We start from the raw sequence: 18,956 nt of genomic DNA, 5'->3' as shown, positions 1-18,956 counted from the left end.
CATGGCGGTGCGTAGCGGTGAGATCGGCCGGATCTACGAGGCCTATCCGGAAAAGAAGGCCACCCTCTACTTCCTGGTGCTGGGCTTCCTGGCGGTCATCATAGGAAGCCTCTTCGGCCCCTTCCAGGCCCTGAACTACGGGAACGTGGACGCCTATCCCCTCTTGAAGCGCCTTCTCCCCTTTGTCCAGTCCTACTACCAGGGCCTGACCCTGCACGGGGTCCTGAACGCCATCGTCTTCACCCAGCTCTTCGCCCAGGCCATCATGGTCTACCTGCCCGCTAGGGAGCTGAACATGCGGCCCAACATGGGCCTCATGTGGCTCTCCTGGTGGATGGCCTTCCTTGGGCTTTTGGTGGCCGCCCTGCCCCTCCTCGCCAACGAGGCCACGGTGCTTTACACCTTCTACCCGCCCCTTAAGGGGCACTGGGCCTTCTACCTGGGGGCGAGCGTCTTCGTCCTCTCCAGCTGGGTGAGCATCTACCTCGTCCTGGACCTGTGGCGGCGCTGGAAGGCAGGGAACCCGGGCAAGGTGACCCCCCTCGCCACCTACCTGGCCGTGGTCTTCTGGCTCATGTGGTTCATCGCCTCCATCGGGCTCGTGCTGGAGGCCGTCCTCTTCCTCCTGCCCTGGTCCTTTGGCCTTATCCAGGGGGTGGACCCCCTCCTCGCCCGCACCCTCTTCTGGTGGACGGGCCACCCCATCGTCTACTTCTGGCTCCTGCCCGCCTACGCCATCATCTACACCGTCCTGCCCAAGCAGGCCGGGGGGAAGCTCGTCTCCGACCCTATGGCCCGCCTGGCCTTCCTCCTCTTCCTTCTCCTCTCCACCCCGGTGGGGTTCCACCACCAGTTCGCCGACCCTGGGATTGACCCCACCTGGAAGATGATCCACTCCATCCTCACCCTCTTCGTGGCGGTGCCGAGCCTCATGACCGCCTTCACCGTGGCGGCGAGCCTCGAGCTCGCCGGCCGGATGCGGGGGGGCAAGGGACTCTTGGGCTGGATCCGGGCCCTCCCCTGGGACAACCCCGCCTTCGTGGCCCCGGTCCTGGGCCTCATCGGCTTCATCCCCGGGGGCGCCGGGGGCATCGTGAACGCCAGCTTCACCCTGGACTACGTGGTCCACAACACCGCCTGGATCCCGGGCCACTTCCACCTCCAGGTGGCGAGCTTCGTGACCCTCACCGCCATGGGCTCCCTGTGGTGGCTCATCCCCAACCTCACGGGGAAGCCCATCTCCGACGCCCAAAGGCGGCTCGGCCTGGCGGTGGTGTGGCTCTGGTTCCTCGGGATGATGCTCATGGCCGTGGGCCTCCACTGGGCGGGCCTCCTCAACGTGCCCCGGAGGGCCCACATCGCCCAGGTGCCCGACGCCTACCCCCAGGCCGCCATGCCCATGGTCTTCAACGTCCTGGCGGGCATCGTCCTCCTGGTGGCCCTGCTTCTCTTCATCTACGGGCTTTTCAGCGTCCTCCTGGGCAGGGAGCGCCGGCCGGAGCTCGCCGAAGCCCCCGTGCCCTTCGCCGAGGTCCTCTCCGGCCCCGAGGACCGGAGGCTCGTCCAGGCCATGGACCGCATCGGCTTCTGGTTCGCCGTGGCGGTGGTCCTGGTGGTCCTGGCCTACGGGCCCACCCTGGTGCAGCTTTTCAGCAACCTCCACCCCGTGCCGGGGATGCGGCTCTGGTAGGCCACCCTCGGTCAAGGGCCAGGGATTCCTGGCCCTTGACCTTTGTCCCAGAAGGGGAAAAGCTTTTAGGGTGGCCTTCGTCCCCGGACCCGGTCTTTCCTGGATGGTGGGGCTTTCCCTCGCCCCTTTCCTGCTCCAGTTCCTGGGGCTTGGCCTCTCCCGAGAGCTCGGCCAGGGGCTTTGCGGAAGCGCCCTGGGGGTCTCCGAGGCCGAGGCGGTGAGGTACGGGCTGGTGAGCGAGTACTACTTCTACGGCCAGCTCTTCCTGGCCCTCCTGGCCCTGAAGGTCACCTACGCCCTGGGGCTTATGGTCCTCCGCTTCATGTACCCTGACCAGGACCCCCCCTTCGCCCCCCTGGTGTGGCGGGTGGGCGTGGGGCTTTCCCTGGTCTTCCTGCTCCTCTTCCTCCTCACCCGCACCCTGCCTCTCCCCTTCGCCACGCCGGTGGGCCTGGCCTTTCTCTCCCCGGCGCCCCTGGACCCCCTTTCCCTGCTCATGGTCCTGCCCGAGCCCTTTCTGCTTTGGCTTTTCTGGAGGTACCGCCCGTGAGGCTCCCCCCTTTGGTCTACCTGCTGGGCTTGGTGAGCTTCCTCATGGACGTGGCCAGCGAGATGGTCTACCCCCTTCTGCCCCTCTTCCTCTCGGGCCTGGGGGCGGGGGCCGGGGCGATCGGGCTGGTGGAGGGGGTGGCGGAGGCCACCGCCAGCCTCTTCAAGGTGGTGGGGGGGAGGCTTTCCGACCGCCTGGGCCGGAGGCGTCCCTTTTTGCTCCTGGGTTACGGCCTTCCCGCCCTCTTCCGCCCCATCCTCGCCCTGGCCACGAGCCCTCTGCACGTCCTCCTCTACCGCTTTCTGGACCGCACGGGGAAGGGCCTGAGGACGGCTCCCCGGGACGCCCTGATCGCGGAGAGCGTTCCCAAAGAGGCCCTGGGCCGGGCCTACGGCCTCCATCGGGGCCTGGACACCCTGGGGGCCACCTTGGGCCCCTTCCTCGCCTTCCTCCTCCTGCCCCTGGTGGGGGTGCGGGGGGTGTTCTGGCTCTCGGCGGTGCCCGCCTTCCTGGCCTTTCTCCTTCTTCTCCGGCTGAGGGAGGCCACAAGGCCCCCCAAGGCCCTCCCCCCCTTGCGCCTCACCCGCATGGGCCTGGGCTACCGCCGCTTCCTTTGGGTCTCCGGCCTCTTCACCCTGGCCCTCTCCTCCAACGCCTTCCTGCTCCTGCGCCTCAAGGACCTGGGCCTCTCGGAGGGCCAGGTGACCCTGGCCTACACCCTCTACAACCTGGCCTACGCCCTCCTGGCCTACCCCCTGGGGAGCCTGGCGGACCGGGTGGGCCTGGGGCGGGTGGTGGCCCTGGGCTATGGCCTCTACGCCCTGGTCTACCTGGGCTTCGCCCTGGCGCAAAGCCCCGCCCAAGGGGTGGCCTTCCTTCTCCTCTACGCCCTCTACTCGGCGGCCTTTGAGGGGGCGAACCGGGCCTACCTGGCCACCCTGGTCCCCGAGGGGGAGAAGGCCAGCGCCATCGGCCTCTACCACACCCTCATGGGGCTCCTCCTCCTCCCGGCAAGCCTCCTCTTTGGCCTCCTCTGGCAGGCCTTAGGGGCCCAGTGGGCCTTTGGGGTAGGGGCGGGCCTGGCCCTCTTGGCCCTCCTCCTCTTCCTGGTTGACGGGAAGGCCCAGGCTCCCTATGCTTAGGTCTGGCGGGGGAAGCCCGCCTTTGAGGAGGAAGGGGCCTTCGCGCCTTCCCCCCTGACGGAGGAAAAGATGCCCATCAGCAAAGAAGGGAAGCAGAAGATCATCCAGGAGTTCGCCCGTTTCCCCGGGGACACGGGAAGCACCGAGGTGCAGGTGGCCCTTCTCACCCTGCGCATCAACCGCCTCTCCGAGCACCTCAAGGCCCACAAGCACGACTACCACTCCCACCGCGGCCTTCTGATGATGGTGGGTCAGCGCCGGAGGCTCCTTCGCTACCTGGAGCGGGAGGACCCGGAGCGCTACCGGGCCCTGGTTGAGAAGTTGGGGCTCAGGAAGTAAACTGGGAAATAGGTCGGGGGCGGGGCCTTAGGGCTCCGCCTTTCCTTTGAGGAACGCCATGCCAGAAGCCACACCTAACACACCCCAGGCCCGCCGCTACGAGACCGAGGTAGCCGGGCGCAAGCTCATTCTGGAAACGGGAAAGTACGCCAAGCAGGCCGCGGGCTCGGTCCTGGTCCGCTACGGGGACACGGTGGTCCTGGCCACGGCCCAAGCCTCGGAGGAGCCGGTGGCCGCCGACTTCCTCCCCCTCACGGTGGAGTTTGAGGAGCGGCACTACGCCGTGGGGAAGATCCCGGGAAGCTTCATGCGCCGGGAGGGGCGCCCCGGGGAGAAGGCCATCCTCTCGGCCCGCATGACGGACCGGCCCATCAGGCCCCTTTTCCCCAAGGGCTTCCGCCACGAGGTCCAGGTGATCGTCACGGTGCTCTCCGCCGACCAGAAAAACCCCCCGGACATCCTGGGCCCCACGGCGGCCAGCGCCGCCCTCCTGCTTTCCGACATCCCCTGGGAGGGCCCCATCGCCGCCGTGAGGGTGGGGCTCCTCGGGGGACAGCTGGTCCTGAACCCCACCCTACAGGAGCTGGAGGAAAGCCAGCTGGACCTGGTGGTGGCAGGAAGCCGGGACGCCATCCTCATGGTGGAGGCGGGAGCAGGGGAGGTGGACGAGGAGCTTCTGGTCCAGGCCCTGGAGTTCGCCCACCGGGAGATGCAGCCCATCCTGGAGCTTCAGGAGGCCATGGCCCGGGAGCTCGCCAAGCCCAAGATGGCCTGGACCCCGCCCGAAGCCCTTTCCGAGGAGGAAAAGGAAGCCTTCTACCGCCTGGCCCTGGAGCGGGGCCTCTCCCAGGTGCTCCAGACGGCCAGCAAGGGGGAGAGGAGCCGGGCCCTTGCGGCCTTCGCCGAGGCCCTGATCGCCGAGGCGTTGCCCAAGGGGGAAGACGGCACCCCGGACGAGGGCAAAAAGCCCCTCTACGAGAGCGCCTTTGACGAGGTGGTGCGGAAGGAGCTCCGGCGGCTGGTCCTCGAGGAGGGCAGGCGGGCGGACGGCCGTGGGCCTAAGGACCTAAGGCCCATCTGGATCGAGGTGGACGTCCTGCCCCGGGCCCACGGCTCCGCTGTCTTCACCCGGGGGGAGACCCAGGTGCTGGGCACCGTCACCTTGGGCACGGGCCGGGACGAGCAGATCATCGACGACCTAGGCATCGACGAGACCGACCCCTTCCTGGTCCACTACAACTTCCCCCCCTTCTCCACGGGGGAGGTGAAGCGCCTCCGGGGGGTGTCCCGCCGGGAGGTGGGGCACGGAAATTTGGCCAAGCGGGCCCTGAAGGCGGTGCTTCCTCCAGAGGAGGCCTTCCCCTACACCATCCGGGTGGTGGGGGACGTCCTGGAGTCCAACGGCTCTAGCTCCATGGCCACGGTCTGCGCCGGGTGCCTGGCCCTCATGGACGCCGGGGTGCCCATAAGGGCCCCCGTGGCCGGGGTGGCCATGGGGCTCGTGTGGGAGGAGGACCGGGCGGTGATCCTCACGGACATCCTGGGCCTCGAGGACGCCCTCGGCGACATGGACTTCAAGGTAGCGGGGACCCGCAAAGGGGTTACCGCCCTGCAGATGGACAACAAGGTGGGGGGACTTCCCCGGGAGGTCCTGAAGGAAGCCCTCCTCCAGGCCCGGGAGGCGAGGCTGAAGATCCTGGACCTGATGGAATCGGTCCTCCCCGCCCCCCGGCCCGAGCTCAAGCCCTTCGCCCCCCGAATCCTCACCCTCAAGGTCCCCGTGGAGAAGATCGGCCTGGTCATCGGGCCCGGGGGCAAGAACGTGCGCGCCCTGGAGGAGCTCGGGGTGGAGGTGGACATAGAGGAGGACGGGACGGTGCGCATCTACTCCAGCGACCTCGAGGCGGCGGAAAAGGCCAAGAAGCGCATAGAGGACCTCACCCGCGAGGCCAAGGTGGGCGAGGTCTACGAGGGCACCGTCACCAAGATCACCCCCTTCGGGGCCTTCATCAGCCTCTTCCCCGGCACGGAGGGGCTTCTCCACATCAGCCAGATCGCCCCGGGCCGCGTGGAGCGGGTGGAGGACCACCTCAAGGTGGGGGACGTGATCAAGGTCAAGGTCCACCGCATAGACGAGAAGGGGAAGATAGACCTGATCCGGCCCGAGCTGGAGGGCAAGATCCCCCCGAGGCGGCGCTAGCTCCATGGAGCGCCAAGGTGGGGATGGGGCGCGGGCCCTTAGCCCTGGCAGCGTTTAGCGGAAGATCCCGGCCCGGCCGGGAGGAAGGAGGCACATGGAAAACCCAGAGCGCAAACCCAGGAAGAGGCGGCGCCGCCGGCCGCAGGAGGCCCTGCCCCAGGGGGGGGGCCAGGAAGCCGTGGAGATCATCCCCTTGGGGGGGATGGGAGAGATCGGCAAAAACATCACCATCTTCCGCTACCGGGACGAGATCTTCGTCCTGGACGGGGGTCTCGCCTTCCCCGACGAGGGGATGCCCGGGGTGGATCTCCTCATCCCCCGGGTGGACTTCCTCATAGAGCACCGCCACCAGATCAAGGGCTGGGTCCTGACCCACGGGCACGAGGACCACATCGGGGGGCTTCCCTTCCTCCTCCCCATGGTCTTCGGGAAGGAGAGCCCGGTGCCCATCTACGGGGCGAGGCTCACCCTGGGGCTTCTTCGGGGAAAGCTGGAGGAGTTTGGCCTAAGGCCAGGGCACTTCAACCTCAAGGAGATCTCCCCCGACGACCGCATCCAGGTGGGCCGTTACTTCACCCTGGATCTATTCCGGATGACCCACTCCATCCCCGACAACTCCGGGGTGGTGATCCGCACCCCCATTGGCACCGTCGTCCACACCGGGGACTTCAAGCTGGACCCCACCCCCATTGACGGGAAGGTCTCCCACCTGGCCAAGGTGGCCCAGGCGGGGGCGGAAGGGGTTCTGCTCCTCATCGCCGACGCCACCAACGCCGAGCGCCCGGGCTATACCCCTAGCGAAGCGGAGATCGCCAAGGAGCTGGACCGGGTCATCGGCCGCGCCCCAGGAAGGGTTTTCGTCACCACCTTCGCCAGCCACATCCACCGCATCCAGTCGGTGATCTGGGCGGCGGAGAAGTACGGGCGCAAGGTGGCCATGGAGGGGCGGAGCATGCTGAAGTTCAGCCGCATCGCCCTGGAACTCGGCTACCTCAAGGTGAAGGACCGCCTCTACACCCTCGAGGAGGTCATGGACCTCCCCGACCACCAGGTCCTCATCCTGGCCACGGGGAGCCAGGGCCAGCCCATGTCCGTGCTCCACCGCCTGGCCTTCGAGGGGCACGCCCGCATGGCCATCAAACCCGGGGACACGGTGATCCTCTCCTCTAGCCCCATCCCCGGGAACGAGGAGGCGGTGAACCGGGTCATCAACCGCCTCTACGCCTTGGGGGCCTACGTCCTCTACCCCCCCACCTACAAGGTCCACGCCTCGGGCCACGCCTCCCAGGAGGAGCTGAAGCTCATCCTCAACCTCACCACCCCCCGCTTCTTCCTGCCGTGGCACGGGGAGGTGCGGCACCAGACCAACTTCAAGTGGCTGGCCGAGTCCATGAGCCACCCCCCCGAGAAGACCCTCATCGGGGAGAACGGGGCCCTTTACCGCCTCACCCGGGAGACCTTCGAGAAGGTGGGGGAGGTGCCCCACGGGGTGCTTTACGTGGACGGCCTGGGGGTGGGGGACATCACCGAGGAGATCCTGGCGGACCGCCGCCACATGGCCGAGGAGGGCTTGGTGGTCATCACCGCCTTGGCCGACGAGGAGCCCGTGGTGGAGGTCATCTCCCGGGGCTTCGTCAAGGCGGGGGAAAAGCTCCTTGGGGAGGTGCGGCGCATGGCCCTCGAGGCCCTGAAAAACGGGGTGCGGGAAAAGAAGCCCCTGGAGCGCATCCGGGACGACATCTACTACCCGGTGAAGAAGTTCCTGAAGAAGGCCACGGGCCGCGACCCCATGATCCTGCCCGTGGTCATAGAGGGGTGAGGGATGTACCGGACCCTCCTGCTACCCACCGACGGGAGCGAGGCGGCGGAGGCGGGGGTGCGGGAAGGCCTTCGCCTAGCCCAGGCCCTGAAGGCCAGGGTGGCCTTTCTCTACGTCCTGGAACCCTTGGGCTCGCTCCTATTGGGCCCCGAAACCCTCCCCTACTACCGGGAGCTCCTGGAGGACCTGCGCCAAGCGGGCCTCGCCGCCTTGGACCAAGCCACGCGCCTGGCCGAGGAGATGGGGGTGCCCTTTGAGGCCCACCTGCTGGAGGGCCTGGCGGCGGAGGTCATCCTGAGGGAGGCGGAGAAGCACGATCTCGTGGTCCTGGGCACCCACGGGCGCACGGGACTGGACGGGCTCCTCTTGGGGAGCGTGGCCCGGGAGGTGGCCCGTAGAAGCCCTAAGCCCGTGCTCCTGGTGCCCTACCGCAGGGCGTAAAGCCAGAAGAGGCCCACCAGGTAGAGGGCAAGGAGGGCCAGGGTGTCCCAGGAGAGGACGGCGAGCTTGTCCAGCTCATCCCCACCAGGAGCACGCCGTACGTGGCCAGGGCCACCAGGACCGCCCCCAGGTGGCTCTCCCCTGCCTGGTGGAAGAGGGCGCCCGGGTACAGGAGGTCGTCCCAGGCCAGGACGAGGGCGTTGAAGAGGTTGCCCACCGCCAGGTCAAAGGCCCCGAGCCGGGCGGCGCTGGTCCCGGTGAAAAGCTCCGGCAAGGAGGTGGTGGCGGCCACCCGGATGAGCCCCACCCAGCCCCGCTTCTCCGCTAAGGCGTCCCCGTAGAAGGCCACCCGCTGGCCCGCCAGCACCACCAAGAGGGCCACCGCCAAAAACGCTAGGGCGGTCATGCCCGCTGGGAAAGGAGCCTCACCAGGTCAAAGCGGGAGACGATGCCCATGGGCCTACCCTCTTTGTCCACCACGGGCACGTGGTTGATGTCGTAGGTGAGCATGAGGTCCAGAACCCGTTTTAGGGGCTCCTCGGGACCCACGGCGTGCACCGGGCTGGACATGATCTCCTCCACCTTGGTGGTGCGGGCCTCCTCCAGAAGGCGCTCCAGCTGCCCCCCGTCCAAGAAGCGCCCGAGGAGCATGGGGGCCCGGAAGGTGGAGAAGGGGATGCCCCTCTCCTTGAGGAAGTCCGTCTCCGTGAGGATGCCCTGAAGCCGGCCCCCCTCGTCCACCACCAGGAGGCTACCGATGCCCTTCTCCAGCATGAGCCTCGCCGCCGCCTCGAGGCTCGTCCCCAAAGGGACGCCCACCGCCGGGCTCACCATCACGTCCTTGGCCTTGAGCGCCTTCATCTTCCCTCCTTACGCCAGACTACCCGGTCCACAGCCTCCGCCAAGCCCCAGGCGAAAAGGGCCGCCAAAAGCACCCCAAGCCAGGCCCCCATGGGGAGGGGGACGGCCTCCAGGGCCCCGGGGAAAAGGGCGCCCACGAGCACCTGGACCGCCACCCCCAGGACCACCGCCCCGTGCAGGTAGGGGTTGGGGAGGGGCCTCAGGTGGGTGTGCCGGGCGGCGTAGGCGAAGAAGAGCTGGCCGATGGCCATGAAGTGGAAGGTGGCGCTCTGGGCCCCCTTAAGGCCCACCAGGCCCGGGAGAAGGGCGAGGAGGAGGAGGGCGATCCCCCCCTTCACGCTCCCCGTGAGGAGGACGAAGCGCACCGAGGGCGGGTCCAGGAGGGGGCTCTCCTTGGGCCTAGGGGGGCGGGAGAGGACCCCGGGGTTCCGGTCCAGGGCCAGGGCCAAGGCGGGCAGGCCGTCGGTGACCAGGTTGATCCAGAGGATCTGCACGGCGGTTAGGGGAAGGAGAAGGTGGCCGGCCTCGTCGCGGAGGCCCCAAAGGGCGGCGAAGACCATTCCCAAGGCCACCACCAGGACCTCGGAGAGGTTGGTGGAAAAGAGGAAGCGGAGGAACTTTTGGATGTTCTCGTAGATGCTCCGCCCCTCCTCTACGGCGGCCACGATGGTGGCGAAGTTGTCGTCCAGAAGCACCAGGTCCGCCACCTCCCGGGCCACGTCCGAGCCCCTCACCCCCATGGCCACGCCCACGTCCGCCCGCTTGAGGGCCGGGGCGTCGTTCACCCCGTCCCCGGTCATGACCACCACCTCCCCCGCCTTCTGCAGGGCCTCCACGATGCGGAGCTTGTCCTCGGGGCGGACCCGGGCGAAGACGTCCACCTCGAGGAGCTCCTCGTCGGAAAGCTCCCCGATCTCCTCCCCGGTGGCCACTACCTCCGCCGGGATCCCCACCCTCCGGGCCACGGCGAGGGCGGTGGCCGGGTGGTCCCCGGTGACCATCACCACCCTGACCCCGGCCTTCAGGACCCGGGCCACGGCCTCGGGCACCTCGGGGCGGGGCGGGTCCAGGAGGAGGACGAAGCCCAGGAACTCCAGGCCCTCCTCCCGCTCCCCCTCCCCGAAGGCCAGGGCCAGGAGGCGGAAGCCCCGGGCGGCGTGGGCCTCGGCCTCCTCAAGAAGCCTCGCCTTCTCCTCCTGGGGGAGGGCCAGGCGGGGGATGAGGGCCTCCGGGGCCCCCTTGAGGAAGCTCCCCACGGGGGTGGTGACCCGCATGAACTTCCAGGCGCTGTCAAAGGGGCGCTCGGAGAGGCGAGGGTGTTCCCGCCGCACCCCTTCTATGTCCAGAAAGCGGCTGGCGTAGCGGAGAAGGCCGAGCTCCAAGGGGTCCCCCGCCCCCGTGGTGGGGTCGGCGTCGTTGCAGAGGGCCATGGCGAGGAGAGCCCGGTGGGGGTCTTGGCCCAAGAGCTCCTGGACCTCCATGCGGTTTTCCGTGAGGGTACCGGTCTTGTCGGTGGCGATGACGGTGACGCTCCCCAACGCCTCCACCGCGGCAAGGCGCCGCACCACCGCCTCACGGCGGGCCATCCTTTCCACCCCCAGGGCCAAAGCCAGGGTGAGGACGGCGGGAAGCCCCTCGGGGACGGCGGCCACCGCCAGGGCCACGGCGAAGAGGACCACCTTGGCGGAAAACCCCTCCACCAGGAAGCCCAGGAGGAGGAGGGCCAGGGCCAGGAGTAGGACCAGGCGGGCCACCCGGTGTCCGAAGGCGTGGAGGCGGCGCTCCAGAGGGGTCTTCTCCTCCTCCATCCCAGAGAGGAGGTGGGCGATCCGGCCCATGGCGCTTTGCGTCCCTGTGCGGGTCACCCCCAAAAGGGCCCGGCCCCGCACGAGAAGGGTCCCGGCGAAGGCCTCATCCCCCACCCCCTTCTCCTGGGGGACGCTTTCCCCGGTGAGGACGCTCTCGTCCACCAGGACCCCGCCCGCCTCCAGGAGGCGGCCGTCGGCGGGGACCCGGTCCCCGGCCTCGAGGCGCACCACGTCCCCCGGGACGATCTCCCGGGAGGGCAGGCGGCGGAACTCCCCGTCCCGGAGCACCCAGGCGAAGGGCTCGGCCAGGGCTTTGAGCCTCCTCAAGGCCTCCTCGGAGCGCTTCTCCTGGAAGGCCCCCAGGAGGGCGTTGAGGAGCAGGATGGCCAGGATGGCCAAGGATTCCAGGGGCACGCCCCGCGCCCCCTCATGGAGCCAGAGAAGGAGGTCCACCAGGAGGGCGAAGAGGAGGATGTAGATGAGGGGGCTTTGAAACTGGCGGAAAAACTTGCGGGGGAAAGGCTCGGGCGGGCGCTCGGGAAGGGCGTTGGGTCCGTGCGCCTGAAGCCTTCTTTTGGCCTCCTCCGAGGTGAGCCCCAGCACGGCCCCAGGATACCCGAGCCCGCCCAGGGCCCTTGTCCCGAAGGAACCCTCCCTGGTATCTTGGACCCATGCTCCAGTACCCCGAGCTTCCCTTGGAAAGCCCCCTGATTGACGCCGAGCTTCCCGACCCCAGGGGCGGGCGCTACCGGCTTTCCCAGTTCCAAGAGCCCCTCTTGGCCGTGGTCTTCATGTGCAACCACTGCCCCTACGTGAAGGGCTCCATCGGCGAGCTCGTGGCCCTGGCGGAGAAGTACCGGGGCAAGGTGGCCTTCGTGGGCATCAACCCCAACGACTACGAAAAGTACCCCGAGGATAGCCCCGAGGGGATGGTGGCCTTCGCCCAGGAGCACGGCATCTTCTTCCCCTACCTCCTGGACGAGACCCAGGAGGTGGCCAAGGCCTACCGCGCCCTGCGCACCCCGGAGGTCTTCCTTTTTGACGAGAGGCGGCTTCTCCGCTACCACGGCCGGGTGAACGACAGCCCCAAGTTCCCGGAAGAGGTGCGAAGCCACGACCTCGAGGCGGCCATAGAAGCCCTCCTCCAGGGCAAAGAACCCCCCCTCAAGGAGGCCCCCGCCATCGGCTGCACCATCAAGTGGAGGCCCGGGAACGAGCCGGAGGTCAAGATCGGCTGATCGGCGCCAAAGGCCCCGCCTCAGGTCGTGAGGGCACGCCGCAGACGGGGCGATGGTAAACTGGCCCCGGGCTTTGGCCCGGGGGTTTTTATGCGCGTTCTGGTCACAGGCGGCGCCGGTTTCATCGGGAGCCACATCGTGGAAGACCTCCTCGCCCGGGGGGTGGAGGTGGCGGTCCTGGACAACCTCTCCACGGGCAAGCGGGAAAACGTGCCCAAAGGCGTCCCCTTTTTCCAGGTGGACCTGAGGGACCAGGAGGGGGTGGAGCGGACCTTTAGGGAGTTCCGCCCCACCCACGTCTCCCACCAGGCGGCCCAGGCCTCGGTGAAGGTGAGCGTGGAAAACCCCCTTCTGGACTTCCAGGTGAACCTCCTGGGGGGGATGAACCTCCTGGAGGCCTGCCGGAAGTTCGGCGTGGAGAAGCTGGTCTTCGCCTCCACGGGCGGGGCCATCTACGGGGAGGTGCCCGAGGGGGAAAGGGCCGAGGAGACCTGGCCCCCCCGCCCCAAAAGCCCCTACGCCGCCAGCAAGGCGGCCTTTGAGCACTACCTGGCCGTCTACGGGCAAAGCTACGCCCTCAAGTGGGTCTCCCTGCGCTACGGGAACGTCTACGGGCCGAGGCAGGACCCCCACGGGGAGGCGGGGGTGGTGGCCATCTTCGCCGAGCGGGTCCTAAAGGGCTTGCCCGTGACCCTCTACGCCCGCAAGACCCCGGGGGACGAGGGGTGCGTGCGGGATTACGTCTACGTGGGGGACGTGGCCGAAGCCCACGCCCTCGCCCTCTTCTCCCTGGAAGGGGTGTACAACGTGGGGACCGGGGAGGGGCACACCACGAAGGAGGTCCTAGAGGCGGTGGCCGAGGCCGCGGGGCAGGCCCCCGAGGTCCTCCCCGCCCCTCCGCGCCCCGGGGACCTGGAAAGGAGCATCCTCTCCCCGCTAAAGCTCATGGCCCACGGATGGCGGCCCAAGGTGGGGTTCAGGGAAGGCATCCGCCTCACCGTGGACCACTTCCGGGGGCGTTGACCTACCCCACCCCGGTATCCCACAATGGACCTCATGAGCGCGCGTTTCTTCAACCCCGCCTGGTTCGCCGCCGTCATGGGGGGAAGCGGGGTGGCCCTGGCCCTCAAGGCCTTTGGGTTCCCTGCCCTGGCCCTCCTGGCCCACGCCCTCACCGGCTTCCTCTTCGCCCTAAGCCTAGCCTTCTTCCTGGCAAAGCTTCTAGGCCACCCCGGCCAGATCTGGCAGGAGCTCCACCACCCCCTGCTCTCCCAGCTTTACGCCACCTTCCCCCTGGCCTTCCTCCTCTTCGGCCTGGCCAGCCTGAAAGCGGCGGGGTGGACGGGCCTGGCCCTCCTCCTCTTCGCCCTAGGGGCGCCCCTGACGCTCTTGACCAGCCTCCTCCTCGGCTACCTGGTCTTCACCCGGATGCGCCTCCCCTTCGAGGCGGCCAACGGCACCTGGTTCATCCCCCCGGTCTCGGCCATCGTGGTGCCCCTGGCGGGGGGGCCCCTCCTCCCCCTCCTGGGTCCCTGGGCCCGGGAGGCCTACTTCTGGCTCCTCATGTTCCTGGGGCTCGGGTTCGTCCTCTTCCTCTGGGTGGGGGCCACCCTCTTCGGCCGCCTCTACGCCCACGAGCGCCCCGCCCCCGAGCTGGTGCCCTCCCTCTTCATCGGCCTGGCCCCGGTGGGGGTGGGCATCCTGGCCCCCCTTTCCCTCCTCGGAGGGGCCCGGGAGGCGGGGCTCTACCGGGGAAGCCTCGAGGGCTTCCACCTCCTGGGGGCCGCCCTTTGGGGCCTGGGCGGCTGGTGGTTCGCCCTGGCCATGGCCCTCCTCCTGGAAAACCTCCTCCTCCACCGGGTGCGCCTGGCGTTTCAGCCGGGGCTTTGGGGGCTGGTCTTTCCCCTGGCCGCCTTCACCCTGGGCACCCGGGCCCTGGCCGAGGGGCTTGGGAGCCAGGTCTTCGCCCTCCTCTCCTGGGGGCTATTCCTGGTGCTGCTTTCCTTCTACCTGCCCCTCCTCCTCCGCACCCTCCTGGCCTTCCTCCGGCTGGAGGTCCTGAAGCCAGCGGCGGCTCAGGCGAACCCGCGCCCTGAGGTCCGCTAGGGCCTTCCGGTCGCTCTTGAGCCGCTTCTTGGCCCGGGAAAGGGCCTCAGCCCGGGTCTTAGGCCCCACGCCCCCCAGGACCTCCCGCCGGGCGAAGAAGGCCTCGAGGTCCATCCAGGCCAAAAGCTCCTCCCGCTCCACCCCCAAAAGCTCCGGCCTGAGCCCCGGGAGGGCCCCCCGCACCCGGCGGTAGGCCTCGGGGAGGGAAACCCCTTTGCGCACCAGGAGGTCCACCGCCTCCGAGGCCAGGACCTCGGGGGAAAACTCCGCCAGGAGGCGGTCGGGAAGAAACCCCCCCTCCTCCAAGGCCACCCGGGTGAGCTCCACCGCCGCCTCGGCCACGAAGAGCATCTCGGCAAGGGGCTCCAGGACCCCGGTGGAGTGGTCGTTGAGGTCGGTGAAGGGGGTGTTGTGGTTGAGGAGGGCCAAGGGGGCGTACCCCCCAAGGAGCCGGCCAGCGTAGATGCGGGCGTGCTCCAAGACCACGGGGTTGTGCTTCTGGGGCATGAAGCTGGACCCTTGGGAAAGCCCCTCCCCCACCCCGAAAGCCTCCCGGGCGGCAAAGGCCAGAAGGTCCGTGAGGAAGCGGCTCAAGCTCGCCCCGAGGCCCGCCAGGGCCGAGGCCAGCTCCAGGGCGTAATCCCCTGCGGCCACGGCGTCCAAGGTGTTCTCCACCGGCCCTTCAAAGCCCAGGAGGCGGGCCAAGCGAAGGCGGTCCACCGGGTACGGGGCCCCCGCCAGGGCGCTCGCCCCCAAGGGGGAGCGGTTCAGGGTGGAAAGGGCCCGGAAAAGCCGCTCCGTGTCCCGAAAGAGGAGGGCCTCCACCCCGAGGAGGTAGTGGTCCAGGGTGGAGGGCTGGGCCGGGCGGTGGTGGGTGGAGAGGACCACCACCACCCCCCGGTTTCCCTCCGCCTGGCGGAGGACCGCCTGCCGCAAGCGGAGGAGATCGGCGAGGAGGGCCAGGGTCCGGTCGCGCAGGTAGGCGCGGAAGACGGTGAGGTCCAGGTCGTTGCGGGAAAGCCCCCGGCGCACCACTCCCGCCACCTCCTCCCCCCAGTGCTCGGCAAGCTGGGCCTGGATGGAGAAGAACACGTCCTCCACCTCCCCCGTGAAGCTGGGGAGGGGGAGGGTGCGGAGTTCCCTTAGCGCGGCCACGGCCTCCCTGGCGTGGGGCAGGCCCAGGCGGGAAAGCTCCAGGGCGTAGGCGGTGAGGGCGTCGAAGAAGTGGGGCACCAAGGCCTCCCGGGCGAAGCGGTAGTGGCGGGCCAGGACAAAGCGGCGAAAGACCCCGTGCCAGCGCATGCCTTCATCCTACGGGGCCCAGGCTTGCCAAAAGGCGAGGGGCGTGTTAGCTTTGTACCAAGTCAACCTGGAAGGAGGCAAACATGAAGCGTAGGGAATTTCTGCAGAGGCTAGGCGTAGGATCCTTGGCGGCTTTGGGCATGCCCTATTTCGCCAGCGCCCAGGCGAGGCCCGTGAAGCTCGCCATCCTCCTCCCCCTCACCGGCCCCTTCGCCTTCGCCGGCAACGCCGGGCGGGAGGGGTTCGTGGACGGGGTGGACTACGTGAACGAGGTCCTGGGGGGGATCGCCGGGCGGAAGCTGGAGCTCATCGTGGAGGACACGGGCTACGACGTGGCCAAGGGCACGGCCGCCTTCAACCGGGTCCTCTCCCGGGAACGGCCCGAGGAGCTCCTCTTCGTCTACGGGGACTCCACCGGCCTCTCCAAGGCCCTGGCCCCGGAGATCGCCCGGATCGGCCTCCCCTACTCGGCCACGAGCTTCGCCAGCGAGCTGGCCGACCCCGAGAAGTACCCCACCATCTTTGTCTTCGGCCCCACCTACAACGACATGATGGAGGCCCTGCTGCGCCAGGTGCGCCTGCAGAAGGGCAAGGCCCGGATCGCCTTGGTCTACTCCAACACCGAGTTCGGCCGCGACCCCATCCCCTACGCCAAGGAAAGGGCCAAGGCCCTGGGCATGGAGGTGGTGCACGAGGAGGTGACCCCGCCCGCCTTCACCGACGCCACCCCCATCGTCCTCAATCTCCGCCGGGCCAACCCCGACTTCGTCCTCCTCCAGGGCTACGCCCTCTCCGCCGAGCCCCTCATCCTTAGGACCGCAAGGGAGCAAGGGCTTAGGGCCCAGTTCATGGGCACCTACTACTCCGCCGAGCTCGTCCTCATCCAGCGGGCGGGGCCCGCCGCCGAGGGCTTCACCGTCACCTACCACAACCCCTACTGGTACGACACCTTGGTGCCGGCGGTGGACGAGATGCGGAAGTTCCGCCAGAAGAAGGGCCGGGACACCTCCTACCGCCCCACCTACTACATGGGTAGCCTGGCGGTGGTCCTGGGGGTGGCCGAGGCCATGCGCCGCGCCGCCCAGGCGGGGAAGCTCACCCGGGCCGGGGTGGTGGAGTACCTGGAGAAGATCGGGGACTACAACGCCCTGGGCCTAACGCGGGGCTTCCAGTTCGTGAACCACCGCATCCCCTACACCAAGCTCTACCGGGCGAGCGTCAAGGACGGGCGGTTCAACGCCATCACCGACTGGCTCAAGCTGGCCTAGACCCCCTCTTCGGCAGCCGGAGGCACCCTTGTCCGACCTCCTGCCCTACCTCATCGGCGGCCTGGCCAACGGGGCCCTTTACGGCCTCCTGGCCCTGGGGTTTGTGTTGGTCTTCCGGGCCACCAGCGTGGTGAACTTCGCCATCGGGGAGTTCCTCCTGGTGGGGGCCTACCTCACCTACACCTTCGCCCTCCTCCTCCCCCTGCCCTTGGCCCTCCTCGCCGCCCTGCCCCTGGCCTTCCTCTTCGGGGTCCTGGTGGAGCGGGGCTTCGTGCGGCCGCTTCTTGGCCGGAGCGTGGTGGCGGTGATCATGGCCACCATCGGGCTGGCGGCGGCCCTGGACGGGGGGGTGCAGCTCCTCTGGGGGCCGGACCTCAAGTACCTCCCGGGAAGCCTCCCCGACTTGGGCTTTGAGGCGGGGGGCGTCTTCGTCCCCTCCCGGGCGGTGTGGAGCCTGCTTCTCGCCCTCCTCCTGGGGCTTGGCCTCCTCTGGTTCCTCAGGAAAAGCCGCTACGGGGTCTTGGTGCGGGCCATCTCCGAGCGGGAGGTGGCGGCCTTGGCCCTGGGCATCCCCACGGCCCGGATCCTGGCCGGGGTCTGGGGGCTTTCCGCCCTCCTCGCCACCTTAGCCGGGGCCCTCCTCGCCGTGGGGAGCGGGGTGGGGTACAACCTGGTTTTCTTTGGCCTCAAGGTCTTCCCCGTGGCCATCCTGGGGGGGCTGGACGCCGTGGGCGGGGCCTTGGCGGCGGGGTTTTTGCTGGGGGTCCTCGAGGCCCTCTCCCAGCGCTACCTGGAGGCCTACCTCCCGGGCTTCACCGAGGCGCTTCCCTTCGTGGTGGTCCTCCTCGTCCTCCTCGTGAGGCCCTACGGCCTCTTCGGCGAGCGCCAGATCGAGAGGGTGTGATGCTTTCCGTGGAGAACCTCAAGGTGGTCTACCGGGGGGTGATCCTGGCCCTGGACGGGGTCTCCCTGGAGGTGAGGGAGGGGGAGGCCGTGGCCCTCCTGGGCCCGAACGGGGCCGGGAAAAGCTCCCTGGTCAGGGCCATGGCCGGCCTTCTCCCCAAGTTTGAGGGCCGGGTCTTGGACGGAAAGGTGCGGCTCTTCGGCCGGGAGGCCACCCACCTGGACCCGGTGCGGATCTCCCGGATGGGCCTCACCGCCGTCCTCGAGGGCCGCCCCCTCTTCCGCTACCTGACCCCGGTGGAGAACCTGGTGGCCGCCGGCCACCGCCTCCCCCCAAGGGAGCTCAAGGAGAGGATGGAGGAGGTCTTCGCCCGCTTTCCCCGGCTCTACGAGCGCCGCCGCGAGCAGGCGGGCTACCTCTCGGGGGGCGAGCAGCAGATGCTCCTTTTGGGCATGGCCCTCCTCACAAGGCCGAGGCTTCTCGTGGTGGACGAGCCCTCTTTGGGCCTCGCCCCCAAGCTGGTGGAGGAGGTGATGCGGACCCTGGACGCCCTGAGGCGGGAAAAGGGGCTCTCCCTCCTTCTCGTGGAGCAGAACGCCCGGGCCGCCCTCGGCGTCGTGGACCGGGTGTACGTCCTGGAAAGGGGCCGCGTGGTCTTTGAGGGGAGCGCCAAGGAGGCCATGGAGGACCAGGACGTGATGGAGTTCTACCTGGGCAAGGAGGAGGTGGGCTTCCGCCAGGCCAGGCGCTACCGGAGGAGGAAACGGTGGGTGTGATCCTCGAGGTCCAAAACCTCCACCTCTCCTTCAAGGGGGTGAAGGCCCTCTCGGGGGTGGAGTTCTCCGTGGCGGAGGGGGAGTTCTTCGCCGTGATCGGCCCGAACGGCGCCGGGAAGACCACCCTCTTAAACGTCCTCTCCGGGGTGTACGAGCCGGATAAGGGAGAGGTGGCCTTCCTGGGCCAAAACCTGAAGGGGAAAAGCCCCCAGGAGAGGGCCCGCATGGGGCTGGGGCGCACCTTCCAGGGCCTGGAGATCTTCCGGGGGATGAGCGTTTTGGACAACGTCAAGCTGGGGGCGGAGCTCGCCCTCTCCACCTACCCCCTCCTCCTTCCCAGGGTGGAGAAGGAGTGGCGCTTAAGGGCCTGGGCCGAGGAGGTTCTGGACTACCTCCACCTCTCCCCCTTCCGCCACGCCCCGGCGGGGATGCTCCCTTATGGCCTGCAGAAGCGGGTGGAGGTGGCCCGGGCCCTCGCGGGCCGGCCCAAGCTCCTCCTCCTGGACGAGCCC

At 68.7% G+C, this 18,956-nt stretch carries 16 protein-coding genes and 2 pseudogenes; 14 read left to right on the top strand and 4 right to left on the bottom strand.

The window, feature by feature from the left end; genetic code table 11:
- Position 1 precedes the first annotated feature (1 nt).
- The 7 genes from ACY5J6_RS04755 to ACY5J6_RS04725 all read left to right on the top strand — a co-directional run bounded on the left by ACY5J6_RS04755 (position 2) and on the right by ACY5J6_RS04725 (position 8,181).
- Positions 2-1,690 carry a b(o/a)3-type cytochrome-c oxidase subunit 1 gene (locus ACY5J6_RS04755; protein WP_462846210.1) on the top strand — a complete coding sequence of 563 codons (1,689 nt, stop codon included), beginning with the start codon at positions 2-4 and terminating at the stop codon, positions 1,688-1,690.
- Positions 1,691-1,793: 103 nt separating this feature from the next.
- Positions 1,794-2,240 carry a hypothetical protein gene (locus tag ACY5J6_RS04750; protein ID WP_462846495.1) on the top strand — a complete coding sequence of 149 codons (447 nt, stop codon included), beginning with the start codon at positions 1,794-1,796 and terminating at the stop codon, positions 2,238-2,240.
- On the top strand, positions 2,237-3,382 hold the full coding sequence (locus tag ACY5J6_RS04745) for an MFS transporter (RefSeq protein WP_462846209.1): 1,146 nt from the start codon (positions 2,237-2,239) through the stop codon (positions 3,380-3,382). Before ACY5J6_RS04750 ends, ACY5J6_RS04745 begins: the two co-directional genes overlap by 4 nt.
- Positions 3,383-3,451: 69 nt before the next feature.
- A complete protein-coding gene (gene rpsO, locus ACY5J6_RS04740) occupies positions 3,452-3,721 on the top strand; it encodes a 30S ribosomal protein S15 (RefSeq protein WP_462846207.1) in 270 nt (89 codons plus the stop codon).
- A 58-nt stretch (positions 3,722-3,779) separates the two neighbouring features.
- Complete coding sequence (gene pnp, locus ACY5J6_RS04735; RefSeq protein WP_462846205.1) at positions 3,780-5,921, top strand: polyribonucleotide nucleotidyltransferase; 2,142 nt, start codon at positions 3,780-3,782, stop codon at positions 5,919-5,921.
- Between the two features lie 94 nt (positions 5,922-6,015).
- Positions 6,016-7,740: a ribonuclease J gene (locus tag ACY5J6_RS04730; RefSeq protein ID WP_462846204.1), complete on the top strand. Its 1,725-nt coding sequence runs from the start codon at positions 6,016-6,018 to the stop codon at positions 7,738-7,740.
- Between the two features lie 3 nt (positions 7,741-7,743).
- The gene (locus ACY5J6_RS04725) at positions 7,744-8,181 is read left to right on the top strand and encodes a universal stress protein (protein ID WP_462846203.1); all 438 of its coding nucleotides are present in this window, start codon (positions 7,744-7,746) and stop codon (positions 8,179-8,181) included.
- Here ACY5J6_RS04725 and ACY5J6_RS04720 read toward each other — a convergent pair.
- Genes ACY5J6_RS04720 through ACY5J6_RS04710 form a run of 3 tightly spaced genes read right to left on the bottom strand, consistent with a single transcriptional unit; the run spans position 8,144 to position 11,453 of the window.
- Positions 8,144-8,587: a hypothetical protein gene (locus ACY5J6_RS04720; protein WP_462846201.1), complete on the bottom strand. Its 444-nt coding sequence runs from the start codon at positions 8,585-8,587 to the stop codon at positions 8,144-8,146. The genes ACY5J6_RS04725 and ACY5J6_RS04720 overlap by 38 nt on opposite strands.
- Positions 8,584-9,042, bottom strand: coding sequence for a CBS domain-containing protein (locus ACY5J6_RS04715; RefSeq protein ID WP_462846199.1), 459 nt, complete (start codon positions 9,040-9,042; stop codon positions 8,584-8,586). Before ACY5J6_RS04715 ends, ACY5J6_RS04720 begins: the two co-directional genes overlap by 4 nt.
- Positions 9,039-11,453: a cation-translocating P-type ATPase gene (locus ACY5J6_RS04710; RefSeq protein ID WP_462846197.1), complete on the bottom strand. Its 2,415-nt coding sequence runs from the start codon at positions 11,451-11,453 to the stop codon at positions 9,039-9,041. The genes ACY5J6_RS04715 and ACY5J6_RS04710 overlap by 4 nt, the downstream gene beginning before the upstream one ends.
- A gap of 68 nt (positions 11,454-11,521) precedes the next feature.
- Here ACY5J6_RS04710 and ACY5J6_RS04705 point away from each other — a divergent pair, with 68 nt between their 5' ends.
- The 3 genes and pseudogenes from ACY5J6_RS04705 to ACY5J6_RS04695 form a co-directional block, all read left to right on the top strand.
- Complete coding sequence (locus ACY5J6_RS04705) at positions 11,522-12,088, top strand: thioredoxin family protein (RefSeq protein ID WP_462846196.1); 567 nt, start codon at positions 11,522-11,524, stop codon at positions 12,086-12,088.
- Between the two features lie 90 nt (positions 12,089-12,178).
- Positions 12,179-13,111, top strand: a complete 933-nt coding sequence (locus ACY5J6_RS04700) for an SDR family oxidoreductase (protein WP_462846195.1) — start codon at positions 12,179-12,181, stop codon at positions 13,109-13,111.
- Positions 13,112-13,135: 24 nt separating this feature from the next.
- Positions 13,136-14,062 (top strand): annotated as a pseudogene (locus tag ACY5J6_RS04695) (SLAC1 family transporter); the annotation flags it as partial.
- Positions 14,063-14,071: 9 nt separating this feature from the next.
- Here ACY5J6_RS04695 and ACY5J6_RS04690 read toward each other — a convergent pair.
- Entirely contained in the window at positions 14,072-15,496 is a 1,425-nt protein-coding gene (locus ACY5J6_RS04690; RefSeq protein ID WP_462846194.1) for a lyase family protein, read from the bottom strand.
- Between the two features lie 83 nt (positions 15,497-15,579).
- On the opposite strand from ACY5J6_RS04690, the gene ACY5J6_RS04685 reads away from it, so the two are divergent.
- From ACY5J6_RS04685 to ACY5J6_RS04670, 4 genes and pseudogenes are all read left to right on the top strand, one after another.
- A complete protein-coding gene (locus ACY5J6_RS04685; protein ID WP_462846193.1) occupies positions 15,580-16,764 on the top strand; it encodes an ABC transporter substrate-binding protein in 1,185 nt (394 codons plus the stop codon).
- A 28-nt stretch (positions 16,765-16,792) separates the two neighbouring features.
- A complete protein-coding gene (locus ACY5J6_RS04680) occupies positions 16,793-17,668 on the top strand; it encodes a branched-chain amino acid ABC transporter permease (RefSeq protein ID WP_462846192.1) in 876 nt (291 codons plus the stop codon).
- Positions 17,668-18,444, top strand: a complete 777-nt coding sequence (locus ACY5J6_RS04675; RefSeq protein WP_462846191.1) for an ABC transporter ATP-binding protein — start codon at positions 17,668-17,670, stop codon at positions 18,442-18,444. Before ACY5J6_RS04680 ends, ACY5J6_RS04675 begins: the two co-directional genes overlap by 1 nt.
- A pseudogene (locus ACY5J6_RS04670) lies at positions 18,435-18,950 on the top strand (ATP-binding cassette domain-containing protein); the annotation flags it as partial. The gene ACY5J6_RS04675 and the pseudogene ACY5J6_RS04670, both read left to right, overlap by 10 nt.
- Positions 18,951-18,956: the final 6 nt, after the last annotated feature.

This window comes from Thermus sp. H19.2 (assembly GCF_054979525.1).
This window is presented reverse-complemented; position numbering and strand designations above follow the sequence as displayed.